Origin of the sequence: Blautia parvula (genome assembly GCF_020215665.1) — a bacterium.
GTDB classification, from domain to species: Bacteria; Bacillota; Clostridia; order Lachnospirales; family Lachnospiraceae; genus Blautia; species Blautia celeris.
Map to the genome: position 1 here is coordinate 2,386,439 of NZ_CP084061.1, position 17,251 is coordinate 2,403,689.

Below are 17,251 nucleotides of genomic sequence, written 5' to 3' on the forward strand. Positions count from 1 at the left end.
ATAAATTCAAAAAACCCCGGGACTTTATCCTCCCGGGGCAATGAATCTTATTTTTCGTTTTCCAGTTCTTCCTCAAGAAGGGCTTCGTCTTCCTCACTCAGCAGCCTGGATATCTGCATGGCAAGTTTGGAGTCTTCGTCTTCCTCCTCCTCAAACTCTTCCAGCTCCGCAATATCATCCAGAGCATCTAAAAGGTCCAGCTCCTGGGTGTCTCCCAGGTGCAGCTCCTCCGCATCCTCCACCGGCTGGGGAAGTTCCACTTCCGGTTCTTCCTCAATGTCATTGAGTGAAGTGGGCATTGTGCTGATGATCTGGTGCACCTCTTTATAGGAAGCCATGAAACGCTTCTGCGCCTGGTTGATGAGCTGAACGATCTCATTCATCTCATCCTGGACAGCTATGTATTTTTTCTTGCCTTCCCGAAGCTTGTCATCGATCTCAGACTGTACAGCCTCCACCCGCTGTTTTGCCTCTGCCTCCGCCTCGGAGATCATGGTGTTGCATTTCTCCTCAGCATCTTTGATCATAGCATCTGACTTTAACTGAGCGTCAAAGACCAGTTTTCCGATGCTTTCATAATTGTCAATATACTTCTGGTATTTCTCGTGGATCTCCATCTCCAGTCGCTCCTGGTGCGCGTCCTTTAACTCAATGCGCTTCATAAGCTCTGCGATCTTGGCATCCTTTTCTGAGATGAGCTTTTTCAGTCTCAACTGTTCAGCAGCAGCTTCATCCTTCATTCGCTGCACCTGTTCTAATACGTCCTCCTTATCAAATCCCCCCATGATCGTGGTTTTAAATATTTCATGTTCTCCCATTACTCCACCTGTTCCTTTCTGCATCACATCCTGCTGTTTTTACTGCAGGTACTGGCTGATGGTATTCCACACGTCAGCCCTCTCAAATCCCAGTTTCCATTCTGCCACGCCTCCCAGCTCATACTTCTGTACAAGCTGCATCTTGGCATCCAGTGACTGCTCATCCTCCAGCCACATCTGATATAAACCATTGTCTGTTGACAGCTCCGCATAGTTCTGCGAAACATCCTTGTTCCAGTACATTTCCATGCCCATCTCTGTCACAATTTTACTTGCCTGGTCCATACCCATGATCTCACTCGTTACAGTGCCGGCATTGTCAGTAAACCAAAGCCTTGTATAGAAGGGAACTCCGTTGATCACCTTATTCTTCGGAACTTCCTTTAAGGTCTGCTGGATTCCCTCCTCCACAAAAGGCAGGGAGGCGACAGAACCTGCTTCCTCTGTTCCGTCTGTGTGTTCATCATATCCCATGATAATGACATAATCCGCCACGATTCCCTGTTCCTTCCTATTATAAAAGGAGGTAAACTGCGGAACCGGATTGTCTACAGACAACACCAGGTTATTTTTCCGGCAGGATATGGACAGTTCGCGTATAAACTGGATAAAATGGGGCGCCTCCTCCTGCGTCAGTGCCTCAAAATCCACATTAATGCCGTCCAGCCCTACCCTTACTGCCTCTTCTATGAGTTTCTGAATGAGATGTTCCCTGGATGTGCGGTTAGACAGCGTGTCCAGAGTGCTCACATCTTTATTGAAATTGTCGATCAGTCCCCAGACCTCCAGCCCCTTTTCATGGGCCAGGTTCACGTAATCCGCACTGGCAAGGGAGGAGATGGTTCCCTCTGCCCCGGTAACGGAAAACCAGGTAGGTGAGATCACATTGATTCCCTTAATGCTCTCCAGTGTCTGGGCAAGTCCTGCATTGGCATCCTCTGATGTAACCTGGTGCCATGCCAGATTGATCTTGTGGTCTCTTGTCAGGCTGGTAAACTCCTCTTTATAGCTGCCGTCATATTCTGCCTTCTTCTCCTCAGGGGCTGTGAGTTCCTCCTTGGACACATAGCCGTTGAAGCCGTCAGAAGTTGCTACCTGGGACCAGTTGTCCAGCTCTTCTATAAGCGTCAGCTCCGTTCCCTTTGCCACATCCGTCAGAATATCACTCTTGATGCCGCCGCGGTAACGGATCACGGTATCGTTCTTTGCTTTTACGATCTTTTCACTGCCCCACTGATAGCGGATCACCGCTTTGTTTGGACTTTCGGTCACCGTACTGGTGATCTCCATATATTTCTGAATAAAATCAAGGGCCAGATAAATTTTATCATCTGTCTGGCGGATGATTTTATAACCTTCATCTTTATTTTCACCATTCACCGTATAAGACGTGCTCTCCGGTGCTATGGCAAGAATCTCCTTTGGTGTGGTGTAGAGCATCTGGCTGCTGTCCGCTTCCCAGTAAAAACGCCCTCCCAGCACATTTGACACTGTTTCATAATCCAGATAGACCCTTCCGTCCATCCATTTGCCCTTCGTATCACTCACTGTATTCTGGAGCACCAGGGCCACGTCATCCTCTTTCTCCAATCCATAGTAAGTGTTCAGATCCATTCTCGTATCGGAAGGTGTATGTCTCTTGATCGCGGCAGTCAGCACTCCCACAGCTGCAACCACAACGATCAGAAGGATGACTACCAGCACCATAACGGCATTGCTGTTCCTTCTTCTCCTCCGCCTTCTCTTCTTTTGACTCATAATTAAACTCCTTATTTTTTCTCGCATTTCTCCACCATTATAACATACTTTTTCCGTTCGTCATTACTTTCTTCGACAATTTATATTTTTTTAATAGTAGGAAATTCGGGAAAACTTAACAGCCGGATTGGGGAAAAGCCCTGAAACTCCCAGGGTTTTTCCCTGTTCCGGCCCCCTGTTATACATACCGGGAACGCAAATATTACAGGGTTACATCTATGGCTTACTCATTTTTCACGAAATCAAACTGCAGTCTTTCCACCTCCCCTCTTTCGTTCTGCACATAGTCGCGCATATAGACACCTTCCTCTGCGATACTGCATGCCTGTTCAATCTCTTCCGGCGTGCTGGGGCTTCCGTTTAGTAAAAGGGGAATCCCCTGACGCCGGTAAGTCTCCAGCTCACATCGGAGCGCTCTGGTTTCCTTGTCTTTCTTCATGTTTGCTGTGGACAAAAGTTCGTGATATATTATACCTCTGTCCTCTCCTTTCTTCTTGAAACGCGGTTCCAGTATTACAGATAAAGAAAGGCGCTGTAATCCCCATAATAAAAATAAATCCATGGTCTTAGTGTTCTGTCACATGGGATCATGCAAATCGTACAGAATGTACTCTCTGCCTGCGGTCAGACGCCGCCTGAAATGAAAACTTAGAATATTGTCATTGACGAAGGCCTACGGGATATCATCACTCCCCTCTGTAAAATATTTTACAGCACTCCTTCTTTGTCTGTGAAAATCATTATATCATACATGAATTTGTCTTAGCAAGCTGTTTTATGTAATTATTTCCCTTTTTTATCATATTTTTTATTTTTTCCACATATATGAAAAAAGTATGAAGCGCTTTACATACCGGCGTTTCATAGTATATAATATAAATGAGATACCAGCATCTTTGTTTTGCCAGACGGCAGAACCGACAGATAGACAGGATGTGATAAAATGAAGATAGAAAAAATCAACGACAACCAGATACGTTGCACGCTCACAAAGGCTGATTTGGAAGACCGTCAGATTCGTTTAAGTGAACTGGCTTATGGTACGGAAAAGGCCAAAGACCTGTTCCGTGATATGATGCAGCAGGCAAACTATGAATTCGGTTTTGAGGCCGACAATATACCGCTGATGATCGAGGCAATCCCGGTTTCTGCCGACAGCATTATCCTGATCATCACCAAGGTGGAAGACCCGGAGGAACTGGACACACGTTTTTCCAAGTTCACACCTTTCGGCGGACCTGCAGGAGACAATGCCCAGCCTCCTTTAGAATTTGAGGGAGCCGATGATATCATCGATGTATTCCAGAAAATCTACGAGGCAAAAGCAAAAAATGCAGCCAAGAAAAAAGGAGTAAAAACCCCGGCACCATCTGAGACACCGGAAGTACCTGTCCGTCTCATACGGCAGTACCGTTTTCAGGACCTGGACGGCGTGATCCGTGCAGCCCGCGGCCTGAACAACTTCTTCCAGGGCGTAAACTCCCTGTACAAAGACAGTGCAACAGGGGAATATGAGCTGGTGATCCACCAGTCCGAAAATACTCCATCCGATTTCAATAAAGTCTGCAACATGCTCTCCGAGTACGGAAAAGGCAGTGCCTTCTCACAGGCAGGGGAAGCCTATCTCCAGGAGCACAGCGAACGCATCATTGCGGATAAAGCACTACAGAAATTAGCAGCCCTATAACCGGATGCTGGTAAAAGTAAAAAGCCCCGGCGGACCTCCACTTCTTTGTGGAGACCGCCGGGGCTTTTCACTTTTCATTATTTATCTGCCAGGAAATCGTTGATCTGAGCAGTCAGAACATCTGCGTCAATTCCATGAACCATGGCAGCTTCTTCCAGGCTTTCACCCTGAGCGGAAGGACAGCCGATGCAGTGCATACCGGCTCTCATCAGAATCGGAACAATATTTTCATCCACACGGAGTAATTCGCCGATTGTCATATCTTTGGAAATTGTCATGATAGTTTCCTCCTTTTTTCGTACTGTGTATTATTATAAACTCTTTTTCTCCTATATTCAACTGTTTTTCTCCGGTTTTCTTTTTCTTCTCGAAATTCACGGATTGTTTAGAAATAAAGACTTGTATTCTAATACCAAATATATTAGAATATGCGTAAGAGCTGAATCTTATACCATCGAATTTTCCCAATGTACTGCTGCGGCAGGTCCTGGGCCAGATCAGGTATGATTCAGAAATTATAAAAGGAGGATTTTAAGTATGGCATACGTAATTACAGACGAATGTGTAAGCTGTGGAACCTGCGAAGGAGAATGCCCATCTGAAGCTATCTCCCAGGGCGATGACAAATACGTTATCGATCCGGACAAATGTGTTGACTGCGGAACTTGTGCAGAAGCATGTCCTACAGAAGCAATCGTAGAGGGTTAATAACTTTAAAAAAACACAAACCTGTATCACGCAGGTTTGTGTTTTTTATTATCTTTTTTTCTTAAACAACTTTTTATTCTTCTGCCGCTCCTGTTCCATGGCTGCTGCCACTTCCCTGCGGGATTTCTGACATATTCTGATTCTCTCATCCAGCCTTTTATAACGCTCTTCCCCGGAATGAAGGGTCCGCATCCGTTCCTTTACCAGCCTGTCCAGTATTTCCATAAATTCAGCCGGTACCCGGTTGTCCGCTTCTGTTGTCTCGGCCTTTCCTACAGACTGCGGCGGCCTGCCTGTCACGGCTCTGTTCTGAGCTGCCCGGTTCTTTTTGCCGGATGCTTTTCTTGCAGATGCCTTTCTGTTTTTTCTGGCAGCGGACATTTCCCTTTTCTGCTCTGCAGGCTCTGCGGTCCTCTGCCGTACCGGTTCACATGGCTTGTCCTGGTTATGGTTTGGTCTTTCCTGACTTTTCACAGGCTGCGGCTGTTTAGGTGCATTTTCTTGTGTCTTTTTACTGTGTACTGCCTCTTCCCGGTTTTCTTCATCCTTATATAAAAAGGGAATCAGGCTGCCAATCTCTTTTAATGCAAGTCCCTTTTTCTTCAGTTCTTTAATAGCCAGAAGTACCTGGATATCATATCGGGTGTAGTATCTGTGTCCCATTTCGTTTCTGTCAATCGGCAGGTGCAGCTCATCTTCCCAAAAGCGCAGGACATGGGACTGCACGTCCAAAAGCTTCGCCGTCTCAGAAACCGAATAGCTGGTTTCACTCATATACTGACCCCTTCCATTTTGCGTCTTTCTTTAAGAAACATTATAGCAGGGCATGGAAAAATTGCAAGAAAATGTGTTCGACAAAACCTGCCGGAATATCACTGGCAGACATAGGCGCCGTCCACAATCAGGTCGGTTCCGGTCGTATACGCGGAAGAATCCCCGGCAAGATATAAAACCGCCCCGATAAGTTCCTCAGGAGTCCCCATCCTGCCGTATGGCATCATCCCTTTCCAGGCGTCCTTCAGCTCCTGGGGGGTGTCTACGGACATAGGCGTGGAGATGTATCCCGGACTTAAACTGTTCACCCGGATGCCATAGGGAATCCATTCCAGGGCCAGGGACTTTGTCAGATGGATAACTCCCGCCTTCGATGCATTGTAGGAAGCCTGCCACTGAGGTATATTTACAATGGTCCCTGACATGGATGCCATGTTGATGATGCTGCCGTGTATCTTTTTCTGTACCATAAGGCGTGCAGCGCTCCGCGCCATAATGTACTCCCCGGTCAGATTCACGTCAACCACCTGCCTGAACTCCTCTATGCTGGCCTCAAAGGTGCTTTTGTGAATGCAGATGCCGGCATTGTTAAACAATACATGAATACCGCCGCTTCTCTTTTCAATCTCCTCCACTGCCCGGTCCACACTCTTCTCATCGGTTACATCAGCCTTGATGTCATAGGCTTTATTGCCGTCCTCCAAAATGAGTTTCACCGTTTCCGCTCCTCCCGAACGGCTTATAACGACAACCTCGGCTCCCGCGCTGGCCAGCCCTCTGGCCACTACCTGTCCGATTCCCCTGTTTCCGCCTGTTACAACAGCGGTCCTGCCTTCAAGTCCAAAAAGTTTGTCAAGATAACTTGCTGATTTTTCAGACACGGTTATATCCCTCCTTTAGTTCTGTGTAGATTTCTTCAATATCTGCGATTCTGGGGTTTGCCTGATAATCAGGCAGTTCATGTCCCCTTTCTGCTATTTTTCTAAGTATATCATATGCAACACCGAATTGGCGGAAATTCAGCCACATTCCCATATCTTTCATTAGTTTCTCTATTTCTCCGCAGCACTCCGATGCAGCCCTGAAACCGATTTATATACTTCCGTATTTATGCCATGCTTCCAACATTGCCCTGTAATTCTCAATTGGTGTCTCAATCGCAACGGCATTGGAGTTGCCGAAGATAAAACCCGGATACTCCCTGCACTCCAAAAGAATTCTCTTTGCCTCTTCATACACCTGGTCCGGCGTTGCAGTCAGCATTATTCCACAGTCCAGATTACCACAGAGTGTCACTCGATTTTCCATAAATTCCTGAACTCTCCTGATATCCATACCCGCAAGCGGATCAATTGCCTGAAGGCCATCCACACCTGAATTCCTAATATCCTCCAGCAGCAGATCAATGTTACCATCCGTATGTAAAATTGCCGGAACCCCTTGACTGTGCAAATAATCTGAAAATTTCCGCAAATATGGAAAATACCATCGCTGCTGCTGTTCACGATTGAAAAACGGTGCCCGATTGTCCGCTACATCAGATCCTGTATAAATTGCATCCGCACCTGCATCAATCAGACGTTTCGAGTTTTCCAAAAAGCTGTCATAAATCTTTTTGCACATCTCATCAATTACTTCCGGTTCATCAAACATCTGAAAACAGAATTCCTCGAATTCTTCACCAGAAGGCATTGCAATCACGCCGGCACAGGAACATACAACAGCAAAATCAGGTGCAAGCCTCCTAATATTCCTAACAAGTTGCACCCTATCCAAGTCCGGAAGTGTATAAAAACAATTCCAGGGATTGTCAGGGATTGACACTGCCGAAAATCCCAGTTCTTCACCACACTTCACCAGGATTTCTGCATCCTTTTGCAGCGCACGGCTTCTTTCTGTCTCCGTCAGACTCAAATACTCTTTTCCGGACACAAAATGTTCGCCTCCCACCTGATCCCAAATATGAAAATGCAACTCCCACAGAGGTATTTCCTTCTGTGCTTCCCCATGCCTCAGCACTCTTAAAAAATTTTCTCTTCTGGACAACGTTTCTGCTCCTCCATTTCCTTTGTCGAAATTTTCTTATTTGCCTTCTAAACCTTCTGATTTTTCAGACACGGTCATATCCTTCACTCAGCTCTCTGTATATTTCTTCAATATCCGCGATTCTGGGGTTCGCCTGATAATCAGGCAATTCATGTCCCCTGTCTGCTATTCTTCTAAGCATCTCATATTCAACACCGAATTGGCGGAAATTCAGCCACATTCCGATATCTTTCATCAGTTTTTCTATTTCTTCGCAGCACTCCGATGCGGCCCTGGAATCAGAGACATCTTTCAGGGCAGGATTGAAAATGCGTCCCACCTCTGCAAATTTTTTCTCTGCTGCCAGACAGGTGAACCGTAAAAAGGACGGATATGTCAAGGCCAGGGATTCCCCATGCATGATCTGAGGGCAATGTCCGCTGATCGTCATACCCACACCGTGGGGAAGTGTCACGCCTGCGTTGGCAATAGCCAGGCCTCCGCAGGTATCTGCCCAGGCCATCCCTTCCCTGGCTTCCATATCTTCACCATTCTTTACCGCCCTTCTCAGATATTGGGCAGCATATTTTATCCCTTCAAGTGCGATCATGTCCGTATACGGAGAAGCTTTTACATTGATATAGCTCTCAAAGCAGTGACAAAAAGCGTCAAAACCGGTGGATGCAGTTATATGGGCAGGCATGGATACTGCAAGCTCCGGGTCGATCAGCGCAACACGGGGATAAATCAGGTTGTTAAAAATAGCACTCTTAGTACAGGTCTTTGTCTCCGTCATGACTGCAACCTGCGTGACCTGTGACCCTGTCCCCGCTGTTGTGGGAACTGCGATCACAGGCAGCGTTGCCTGCGGCTGCGGATTTTTAAAAAACAGATAATCCCACGCCGTGCCTTCGTTTGCGGCTGCCACGGCAATGGCTTTTGCCGTATCCATGGCAGAACCACCCCCAAGACCGATCACAACCTGGCAGCCTTCTTTTTCGGCAATAGCAGTTCCCTCCTCCACACATTTTGTAGTGGGATTCTGCGATACTTTGTCAAAATGAAAAACGGTAAGGCCGCTGTTTCGCAGGCTTTCTGTAATCCTGTCATATAACTTTTCCCTGGAAGACTTTTTTTTGCCGGTAACCAAAAGGATTTTATTTCCAAGGCCTGCTGCCAGACCGGGAAGCTCTTTAATACAGCCGCTTCCGAAAATAATTTTTGTTGTCTGTTCATATTCAAACTTTTTCTTCATACGCACGCCCCCCGTCACATATAAATATTCTTTCTCTTGATTTTCAGGACAGTAGCAATGTTGTTTTTCCTGGCCTTTGCCGTGTCGATAAGAAGAACATCACCTTCTGCACTCCATGTAAGCGGCTGTCCGTCACCTAAAACGGTTATGCTTTCAATCTCCTCCTTATAGACCATTGGAAGTATATGATGCAGCGCCACCTGGTCTCCTATTCTTCCCAGCGCAGATGCATAGATATACTCATCTCTCATGGTATACCGGATGTCCCTCGGTGTATATTCCACTTCATCCATCTCACTAAAGGCACCGGAACCGGTCATTTTAGTAGGACCCTCCTCTGCTGTACGCCACGGTGTGGTATCATAGACTGCCTCTCCGTTTTCCTCCAGCCATGCCCCCATTTCCAGCAGTATTTTCCTGGCTTCTTCCGGGATGGTTCCATCCGGCTTTGGCCCCACGTTCAAAAGCAGATATCCATTTTTGCTTACATTGTCCAGCAGATAATGGATCAGAGATTTGGCTGATTTATATTCTGCATCCTGCATATATCCCCAGGCTTCTCCCGCGTCCACTGTAGTGTCCGTGATCCAGTCATGGTATGTAGCTTCCGCGAACCTTCCCTGTTCCAGGTCAATCAGACCCGTGCCCACAGGCAGGTGGTTCCATTTGTAGGAGACAACTGTCTTCTGACCATTTTTCTCCGCCATATCCCTGTAGTAAGTGAGAAATTTTCTCTGATAATAATCATTGATAAAAGCCAAACCGAAATCAAACCATATGTAATCCGGGCTGTATGCATCTATGACTTCTTTCAGCTTAATAAACCATTTCTCATGAAACGCCGCGCTCGGAAGGTCCTGTGCGATCCACTGCCTGTCTATAGCGCCGTCCATGGTATCGGACCAGCGGATCGGTTCCGGAAGATATCTTTTGTCAGATCCCCAGTCCATATTATGCGCCTCGCCGTACAGACCTGCGTATCTTGGGTCTGAGGTGTCATATTCCTTTACCCAGTGAGGATAGAATTTCCAATTTTCCGCATGGTGGAAAGCTGTCATGAAGTGCATACCCTGCTTCCGCACTGCTTTTTCCAGTTCTCCTACCACATCCGTCTTAGGCCCCATGGCTGCTGCATTCCATTCATTGACACGGCTGTCCCACATGCTGAATCCATCGTGGTGTTCCGCCACAGGACCTGCAAATCTCGCACCTGCTTTTTTAAATAATTCTGCCCATTCCGCAGCGTCAAATTTTTCCCCGGTAAACATGGGGATCAAATCTTTATATCCCGTCTTGGAAGGGTGTCCGAAATGCTTGCAGTGATAGGCAAACTGGTCGGTCCCCTCCTGATACATCTTATACGGATACCAGGAAACATTTGGACCAAATGCCGGCACACTGTAAACACCCCAGTGTGTGTAAATCCCGAATTTTGCTTTTTTCATCCAGTCCGGTGTCCGGTAATCCGTCAGTTCTTTCCAATCCTTTACTTTTATCCCCATAATTTTCTTCTCCTTTTTATTTGTTAGCACCGCTTGTCAGCCCTTTCACTACATTTTCCTGCAGTACCAGATACATGGTAAGAGGCGGCAGAATGGCTATGAAGATAGCTGCCATCAATGCGCCGTAATCACTTTTCCTGGCTCCCACAAAATTAAGCAGACCCACCGAGATGGTTCTGAGTTCCGCCTTACCTATAAACACCATGGAGACCAGAAGGTCATTCCATGTGTACATAAATACAAATATACCAACTGTTGCGATCGCAGGCTTCACAAGGGGCAGAACAATCCTTGTAAATACCTTATATATACTGCATCCGTCAATGATTGCGGCTTCCTCCAGGGATGTGGGAAGGCTGTTCATGGAGCCTGTTATGATAAAGGTAGCCAGCGGCATATGGGACGCTGTAAAAAGCAGAATCAAGATCAGATAATTATCTCTGATATCAAAATTATTGATCGCCCAGGCCAAAGGTACAATGATACTCTGGATTGGCACCATCATTCCCATGACAAAATAAACTCTGACAGCACCCTGTCCCTTAAAACGCAGGCGGGAGATTGCAAAAGAAACCATACTTGCAGCCAGAGCCGTAAGTACCAGTGTCACAATCGCCAGAAACATGCTGTTTAAAAACTGCCTTCCTATATTTCCTATTTCAATGGCTGTCTTATAATTTTCAAAATGAAATTCCGAAGGAAATTTGAATGGTGAAGTAAAAATTTCTGTATTTGTCTTAATAGATGAAATTATAACGAAATACAGCGGATAAATGAAAATAAAAAGAAAGAAAAAAGAAACCAGGTATAATATTATTTTTTTCGTTATTTTTCTAGTATGATCGTTCATTTTCTTCCTCCTTAATACTCCAGCCGTTCCCGTTTTGTAATGCGGAGACTTATGACAGTAAATATAACGCTCAAAATAAAGATATAAACACCGATAACAGATGCCTTTCCGAAGTCATTGTACCGGAAAGCCTCTTTGTATAAAAGTGTACTGGGCACATCGGTCAGACCGTTTGGACCTCCCTCTGTCATAACATAGACCAGATCAAACGTTTTCAATACTGCGGTTACGATCACAACGATGCTGGAAATGATCGATTCCCATATCATTGGAATGATAATATGGAACACTTTTTTTAATCCCACCGCTCCGTCCAGTTTTGCTGCCTCCACCACATCGTCAGGAATCCCTGAAATAGCAGCGTAACTGACAGTCATATGAAACCCGATGCCGCACCATGTATTCACCAGAATAATAGTTGTCATGGCCGTATTCTTATCTACCAGCCAGCTTTTCACCAGACTGTCAAGACCAATTCCCTGAAGCATGGTATTCAGAACTCCTGTGGGCATCAGAATAAAGTACCAAAGAAGACCAATAACGGTTGTGGAAAGTACCTGAGGTACAAAATACGCAAACTTAAAAAAACGATATCCCCTAAACCGCTCACTGAGCATAACCGCCAGCAGAAGCCCAATGGGAAGCTGCGTACACAATGTCAGCACCATGAACCACATAATATTTTTGATGGAATGCCAGAACATGGCATCTGTAATAACCGCCTTAAAATTACTGAATCCCACAAATACCATGGGGACATTTTTGATTCCATTCCACTTAAAAAAGGACATGACCAGGGAACCGCCGATAGGAACCATTAAAAGTACTGTATATAAAAGGAATCCCGGCATCAGAAAACATAACACTGCCTTTTTATTCCTTCTTATTCTCTCCATTGCTGTACCTCCTTTTCTGAAAAGGCCGCTGCAGAGCCAAACTGCAGCGGCCTGATGTTACTTCCGGTTACTGGCCTGAACCAGCCGCTTCCAACCGGCTTTGAATCTGTTCTGCCGCTTCATCTGCTGTCATTCCGGTAAGTGCGCCGATAAATGCTTCTCCCACAATATCCTCCAATACTGCCACTGTGTCGTAAGCCCAGGCATCACTGCCCCATACCTTAACATCATTTTCCTTTATCGTGAGCAGATCAGCAAGAAGAGGACTCATCTTGTCAGTTTCCAGTTCAACATCATTTCTGACTGGAATGTTGCCGCAGTCATAGGCATATCTCTGCTGGGTCTCCTTGCTGGCAAACATGCTGGCAAGCTCCCACACATATTTGAGTTTCTCCGGTTCATCCTTCAGGTGACCGCCCAATTCCAACTGTGACGGATATGCAATATCATTGTCCTTAAATTCTTCCCTGTCAGTGAAATACGGCATGCGGAATACACCTACATTGTCCTCCATGTCTTTAAGTTCTGCGATCCTCCAGCTTCCGTCAAATGACATGGCTGTCTGTCCGCTGACAAACATAGCTTTTTCTGTCTCATAATCAAGGCCCAGATAATCTTCCCCGAAGATCCCTCTGTCTGCCAGGTCCTGTATAAACGCAATCGTTTCCACTACATCTTCATCTGTCCATTTTGCTTTTCTTCCGCCCAGTTCCTTTGCCTTTTCCACTCCGCACATCTTGTAGAGAAGTCCTGTCTGGATATGTACTACCCGCCATGCATTGGTAGCACCTACAACCCATGGCGTGACCCCTGACTCTTTAAGTTTATCGCATACATCATAGAATTCATCCCAGGTCTCCGGTGCTTTTTCAATCCCTGCTTTCTGGAACAGTTCTTTGTTGTAATAGAAGACTTCCATCTGATTGTTAATGGGCAGTGCGTATGTCCCCTCTGTTCCGACAGACGACAGTTCCATCATATCAAGAAGTGTGGAATCCACATTGTCTTTGATATCCGGTGTCTCTGCAATTAAATCGGTCAGGTCCAGAAAAACTCCCGTGTCTGCATATTCCTTCATGATACTGATGCCGGGCCACTGGATAATGTCCGCCACATTGCCGGATGCAACATCTGTTTTGAACTGGTTCGTAAAGCTGTTGCTGTCATTTGTACTCTCATCCTGGATAGTGATATCCGGGTATTTTTCCTGAAATTCCTGAAGGACCTCCTCTTTCAGCTTAGTTCCGCTGTCAGCGCCTGACATTCTTGTAAGAAGACGGATAGTGATCTCCTCCCCGCTTCCCTCTTTTTCAGAATCTGTCTTCGCCTCATCTGTCTTTGTCTCTGTCTTACTTTCAGCATCCTGGCCCCCGTCCGCGCCTGTATTGCCGCCGCAGGCAGAGAGTCCTGCTGATGCCATAACTGCTGCCAAAAGCACTGCGATTTTCTTTCTCATTCCTTTACTCATAATTAATACCTCCATAATTTTTGCTGTACCCTTAGGACATTTTTTCCGGATCTAATTCCCATATTTTATAAACTTCTTCAGCACCAGGGATGCGGATCCGACTGCGGTGCCGTTCTCACCCATCTGAGAAATAACCAATTTCACCTGCCTTCCTGCAAATTTCATCTGCCTCTCGCGAAGCACTTCCTTTACTTTCTTTAAAAAAATATCACCTGCGTTGGTCAGACCCCCAAATAAAATGATCAGGTCTGGGTCCAGCAGATTAATATAATTTGCCAGTCCGATTCCAATATACTGCATGGCCCGTTCTGTTATCTGTATTGCCAGACGATCCCCCAGACGCGCCGCTTCAAATACTGTTTTCGCTTCAATACGATTGATATCTTCATTAACCAGTTCCATTATTTTCGTTGCATTGCCTTCCAATACAGCGATCTTGGCATCTCTGGCGATAGCATTTCCCGACGCGATAGCCTCCAGACAGCCAAGGTTGCCGCAGTTACATTTTGGCCCGTTTTTCTCCAGGATGATATGGCCAATCTCTCCGCTGCTTCCTGAACTTCCCCTGTAAAACTCCCCTTCCCGCATGATAGCAGAACCAATTCCGTGTCCCAGATTTACCACCAGAAAATTTCTGGAATCCACACCTGCCCCGAAATAATATTCTCCCATAGCCAGTGCCCGGTTTGCGTTCTCAATTGTAATGTCCATCTTAAACCGTTCACGGATGGGTGTTAACATGTCAACATTCTCCCATTTAAAATCAGGGGAAAACAGAACCTTTCCGCTTTTCTCATCCAGAATTCCCGGCATGCCGATTCCCATACCTAATATCTGCTTCCTGGACAGTCCGCTCTCGCGTATCACATTCTCTATCACCTGAATCAGCCTGGATATCCATACCTCAGGCACAGCTGTGCCTCCAGTCTCCATGATTTCACGGATAAATACCTCCCCGGCAAGATTCATCATCAGCACATTGGTTTTACTGCGCCCTACCCCTACTCCGATAATATATTTCGAGTCTGGTACCAGCTCCAATAACTCCGGGCGCTTTCCCCCGCTGGATTCACCCTTTCCCACATCCTGCACAAACTGTTTATGAGAAAATTCCTCTGTTATTTTCATGACTGTTGGAATACTAAGGCCGATAGTCCGCGCAATCTCCGCGCGGCTGATAGGCCCTTTTCTTCTTATCAGATCAAAAACCATACTCCGGTTCATCTGCGCCATTGCAAATTTATCATATTTCACTTTTATCTGCTCCTTACCAACTTACTTAATTTAACTAACTAACTGAATAAAAAAAATAATTTCGCTATATTTAGACAAATTATCTTTTTTTTCTTTCCGGTACGCTCAGATGTCTTCCATATTTCGGAGTTACTTAATTAACTTAACTAACTTTATATGTGAATTATAACGTACTGTCCTTTCATTGTCAACCCCTTTTTGTGCATTTTAACATTAATTATGGAGAGATGATTCGAGCGCCGAAAAGTCCCTGAAAAACTTCGCGGGGCGTCCGACTTCTCAGAACGCCCCGCCCTTTTCTATAAACAGCCTTGTCAGCATAGTGGCAGCGCCAATGGCTGTGGCATATTCTCCCAATGTACCAATTCTTATCACAACATTTTTTCCGGTATACTTCATTTTATATTTCTCAACGGTTTTCTGCATCTGCTCAAAAAATAAATCCTGGGATTTTGTCAGACCGCCGGCAAGAATGATCGTATCCGGGTCCAGCAGGTTAATACTGCTGGCTATGGCTATTCCCACATACTCCATTGCCTCCTCTATAACTTTCCGGCTTAATATATCCCCCGCCCTGGCTGCCTCAAACACCATCTCTGCTTCTATTCTTCCCTGTTCAGATACCATTCTGCTGACCAGACTCTGCTTTCCCTCTTTTATTTCCTGCTCCATCCGTTTCGCAATGGCATTGCCGGAAGCCAGCGCCTCCAGGCATCCTCGATTGCCGCAGTCGCAGAGCGGTCCGTCAGACTCCATGATCATATGCCCGAATTCACCGCAGGTTCCGCTTTTTCCATACAGTAACTCTCCGTTCTCAATAATAGCAGCTCCTATGCCGTACCCCAGATTGATGCATAATATATATTCTGCGTTCTTTGCTGCACCGTAGGTGTATTCTCCAATTGCCAGAGCACGGTTTGCATTTTCTAAAAGAATCCTGAAATCCGGAAGGCGGTTTTGAAAAATGCGCATCAGAGGCACATTTACCCAGTTAAAATCAGGCGAGAAGATAACATCCCCTTTTGCATAATCCAGAATGCCCGGCATACCGATGCCGATTCCCATAAAACGTTCTTTGGAAATACCGCTTTTTATGATCAGGGCCTCCACATGGGATGCTATTTTTTCCAGAAACTGTTCCGGCTTTTTGATATCCTCCTCTGTGGTAGGAAAACATTCCTTTGACATAATGACAGCCGCCATATCGATAATCACGATCTTCACGTAATGGCGGCCGATATCTATTCCTGTTATGTAATAAGCGTTTGAAACAAATTCCAGTAAATCAGGTCTTTTTCCTCCTGTAGACTCACCTTTTCCGATAGTTTTCACCAGATTCTGCCGTTCAAATTCCTCTGTGATCTTCATCACTGTAGGAATACTCAGCTCAGCCTTCCTTGCGATCTCCGCTTTGTTGATCGGGCCTTGTGTCCGAATCATCTCCAGCACTATCTTCTTGTTCAACTGTGCCATCATAGCCTTGTTATATGACATTCTCTTCCCTCATTTTTCTCCCTGACGGACTCTCGTAATTCCTTGGTGTTTTTTTCCAGAGTTTCTTCTTTTATTTTAATCTAGGCTATTCATTTTTTCAACTGTTGATTTGCAGCTTCTGTGTAATAAGTCCAGGCAGGTCTGCGTATATACAGACATCCAGCCCATCCCAAAGCGATTTTCTGTTCTCTGCTTTTGCAGACGGCCGGCAGAAATTTCTGCCGGCCATCCAAAATACATCTTTCCTGTTCTTCCATTGTCATGTTTCCCACTTAAATATGACGATACCAGCAATAGCCACTGCCATGCCGATCAGCTTTCTCCATTCAAAACCAACCTTCTCCACGCCGAAGATACCGAATACTTCAATCAGATACGCCACGGCAAGCTGTGCGATCACAATGAGCATTGCCGCACGGGCCGGGCCCAGGGAAGACATGCTCTGGATAACGGTTACAGTGATAAAAGCGCCTATGACTCCGCCCAGTAAGATGTATTTATGATCCACTCTTGCCAGGTCGGTTATCTTGTCTCTTCCTGTAAAGAGCCAGGCTGCAATACAGACCAGAAACGCTGAGATCTGCACCCATCCTGTGGATACCCACAAGCTCGTCTGTTTTGTCAGCGCTGTATTGAATACACCCTGTACGCTCATCAGCGCACCTGACAGAAGTGCAACTAAAAGACCCCACATAAAAAATCCCTCCACATCCTTTTTCTAACTAGAATGTCCCGATAGGCTGTTTTTATGCGAATCTTTAT

Annotated in this window: 18 protein-coding genes; 2 read left to right on the plus strand and 16 right to left on the minus strand. The window is 45.9% G+C overall.

The features are described 5' to 3' along the window. Window positions 1–47 precede the first annotated feature (47 nt). The 3 genes from LC508_RS11205 to LC508_RS11215 all read right to left on the minus strand — a co-directional run bounded on the left by LC508_RS11205 (window position 48) and on the right by LC508_RS11215 (window position 3,138). Window positions 48–842 (minus strand): hypothetical protein, encoded by a 795-nt coding sequence (locus LC508_RS11205; protein ID WP_225305365.1) that lies wholly within the window; start codon window positions 840–842, stop codon window positions 48–50. Window positions 843–857: 15 nt separating this feature from the next. Continuing rightward, entirely contained in the window at window positions 858–2,576 is a 1,719-nt protein-coding gene (locus LC508_RS11210) for a glycosyl hydrolase family 18 protein (protein WP_054351884.1), read from the minus strand. A gap of 223 nt (window positions 2,577–2,799) precedes the next feature. After that, a complete protein-coding gene (locus tag LC508_RS11215) occupies window positions 2,800–3,138 on the minus strand; it encodes a hypothetical protein (RefSeq protein ID WP_225305366.1) in 339 nt (112 codons plus the stop codon). Between the two features lie 381 nt (window positions 3,139–3,519). Between LC508_RS11215 and LC508_RS11220 the strand changes: the two genes are divergently transcribed. Further along, entirely contained in the window at window positions 3,520–4,263 is a 744-nt protein-coding gene (locus LC508_RS11220) for an adaptor protein MecA (RefSeq protein ID WP_054351883.1), read from the plus strand. Between the two features lie 77 nt (window positions 4,264–4,340). Here the strand turns inward: LC508_RS11220 and LC508_RS11225 are convergent, their stop codons facing one another. Continuing rightward, on the minus strand, window positions 4,341–4,541 hold the full coding sequence (locus LC508_RS11225) for a DUF1858 domain-containing protein (RefSeq protein ID WP_033140994.1): 201 nt from the start codon (window positions 4,539–4,541) through the stop codon (window positions 4,341–4,343). Window positions 4,542–4,800: 259 nt separating this feature from the next. Between LC508_RS11225 and LC508_RS11230 the strand changes: the two genes are divergently transcribed. Then, window positions 4,801–4,971, plus strand: coding sequence for a DUF362 domain-containing protein (locus tag LC508_RS11230; protein WP_033140995.1), 171 nt, complete (start codon window positions 4,801–4,803; stop codon window positions 4,969–4,971). A gap of 48 nt (window positions 4,972–5,019) precedes the next feature. On the opposite strand, the gene LC508_RS11235 is transcribed toward LC508_RS11230, so the two are convergent. From LC508_RS11235 to LC508_RS11290, 12 genes are all read right to left on the minus strand, one after another. Beyond that, window positions 5,020–5,745, minus strand: coding sequence for a helix-turn-helix domain-containing protein (locus LC508_RS11235; protein WP_103731494.1), 726 nt, complete (start codon window positions 5,743–5,745; stop codon window positions 5,020–5,022). Window positions 5,746–5,843: 98 nt separating this feature from the next. Beyond that, window positions 5,844–6,626, minus strand: a complete 783-nt coding sequence (locus tag LC508_RS11240; RefSeq protein ID WP_181014417.1) for an SDR family oxidoreductase — start codon at window positions 6,624–6,626, stop codon at window positions 5,844–5,846. Next, the gene (locus LC508_RS11245; RefSeq protein ID WP_181014416.1) at window positions 6,619–6,789 is read right to left on the minus strand and encodes a hypothetical protein; all 171 of its coding nucleotides are present in this window, start codon (window positions 6,787–6,789) and stop codon (window positions 6,619–6,621) included. The genes LC508_RS11240 and LC508_RS11245 overlap by 8 nt, the downstream gene beginning before the upstream one ends. Before the next feature lie 48 nt (window positions 6,790–6,837). Beyond that, window positions 6,838–7,791 carry a uroporphyrinogen decarboxylase family protein gene (locus LC508_RS11250; RefSeq protein WP_033140997.1) on the minus strand — a complete coding sequence of 318 codons (954 nt, stop codon included), beginning with the start codon at window positions 7,789–7,791 and terminating at the stop codon, window positions 6,838–6,840. Between the two features lie 64 nt (window positions 7,792–7,855). Continuing rightward, the gene (locus LC508_RS11255) at window positions 7,856–9,025 is read right to left on the minus strand and encodes an iron-containing alcohol dehydrogenase (protein ID WP_103731493.1); all 1,170 of its coding nucleotides are present in this window, start codon (window positions 9,023–9,025) and stop codon (window positions 7,856–7,858) included. Between the two features lie 14 nt (window positions 9,026–9,039). Next, window positions 9,040–10,527, minus strand: a complete 1,488-nt coding sequence (locus LC508_RS11260; RefSeq protein ID WP_103731492.1) for an alpha-L-fucosidase — start codon at window positions 10,525–10,527, stop codon at window positions 9,040–9,042. A gap of 16 nt (window positions 10,528–10,543) precedes the next feature. Continuing rightward, window positions 10,544–11,377, minus strand: coding sequence for a carbohydrate ABC transporter permease (locus LC508_RS11265; RefSeq protein ID WP_118594024.1), 834 nt, complete (start codon window positions 11,375–11,377; stop codon window positions 10,544–10,546). An 11-nt stretch (window positions 11,378–11,388) separates the two neighbouring features. Continuing rightward, a complete protein-coding gene (locus LC508_RS11270) occupies window positions 11,389–12,273 on the minus strand; it encodes a carbohydrate ABC transporter permease (RefSeq protein ID WP_033141000.1) in 885 nt (294 codons plus the stop codon). A gap of 67 nt (window positions 12,274–12,340) precedes the next feature. Beyond that, entirely contained in the window at window positions 12,341–13,741 is a 1,401-nt protein-coding gene (locus tag LC508_RS11275) for an ABC transporter substrate-binding protein (RefSeq protein WP_103732216.1), read from the minus strand. A gap of 51 nt (window positions 13,742–13,792) precedes the next feature. Beyond that, window positions 13,793–14,995: an ROK family transcriptional regulator gene (locus tag LC508_RS11280; RefSeq protein ID WP_052099388.1), complete on the minus strand. Its 1,203-nt coding sequence runs from the start codon at window positions 14,993–14,995 to the stop codon at window positions 13,793–13,795. A gap of 279 nt (window positions 14,996–15,274) precedes the next feature. Then, a complete protein-coding gene (locus tag LC508_RS11285; protein ID WP_033141001.1) occupies window positions 15,275–16,489 on the minus strand; it encodes an ROK family transcriptional regulator in 1,215 nt (404 codons plus the stop codon). Window positions 16,490–16,748: 259 nt separating this feature from the next. After that, window positions 16,749–17,183 (minus strand): DMT family transporter, encoded by a 435-nt coding sequence (locus tag LC508_RS11290; protein WP_033141002.1) that lies wholly within the window; start codon window positions 17,181–17,183, stop codon window positions 16,749–16,751. Window positions 17,184–17,251 lie beyond the last annotated feature (68 nt).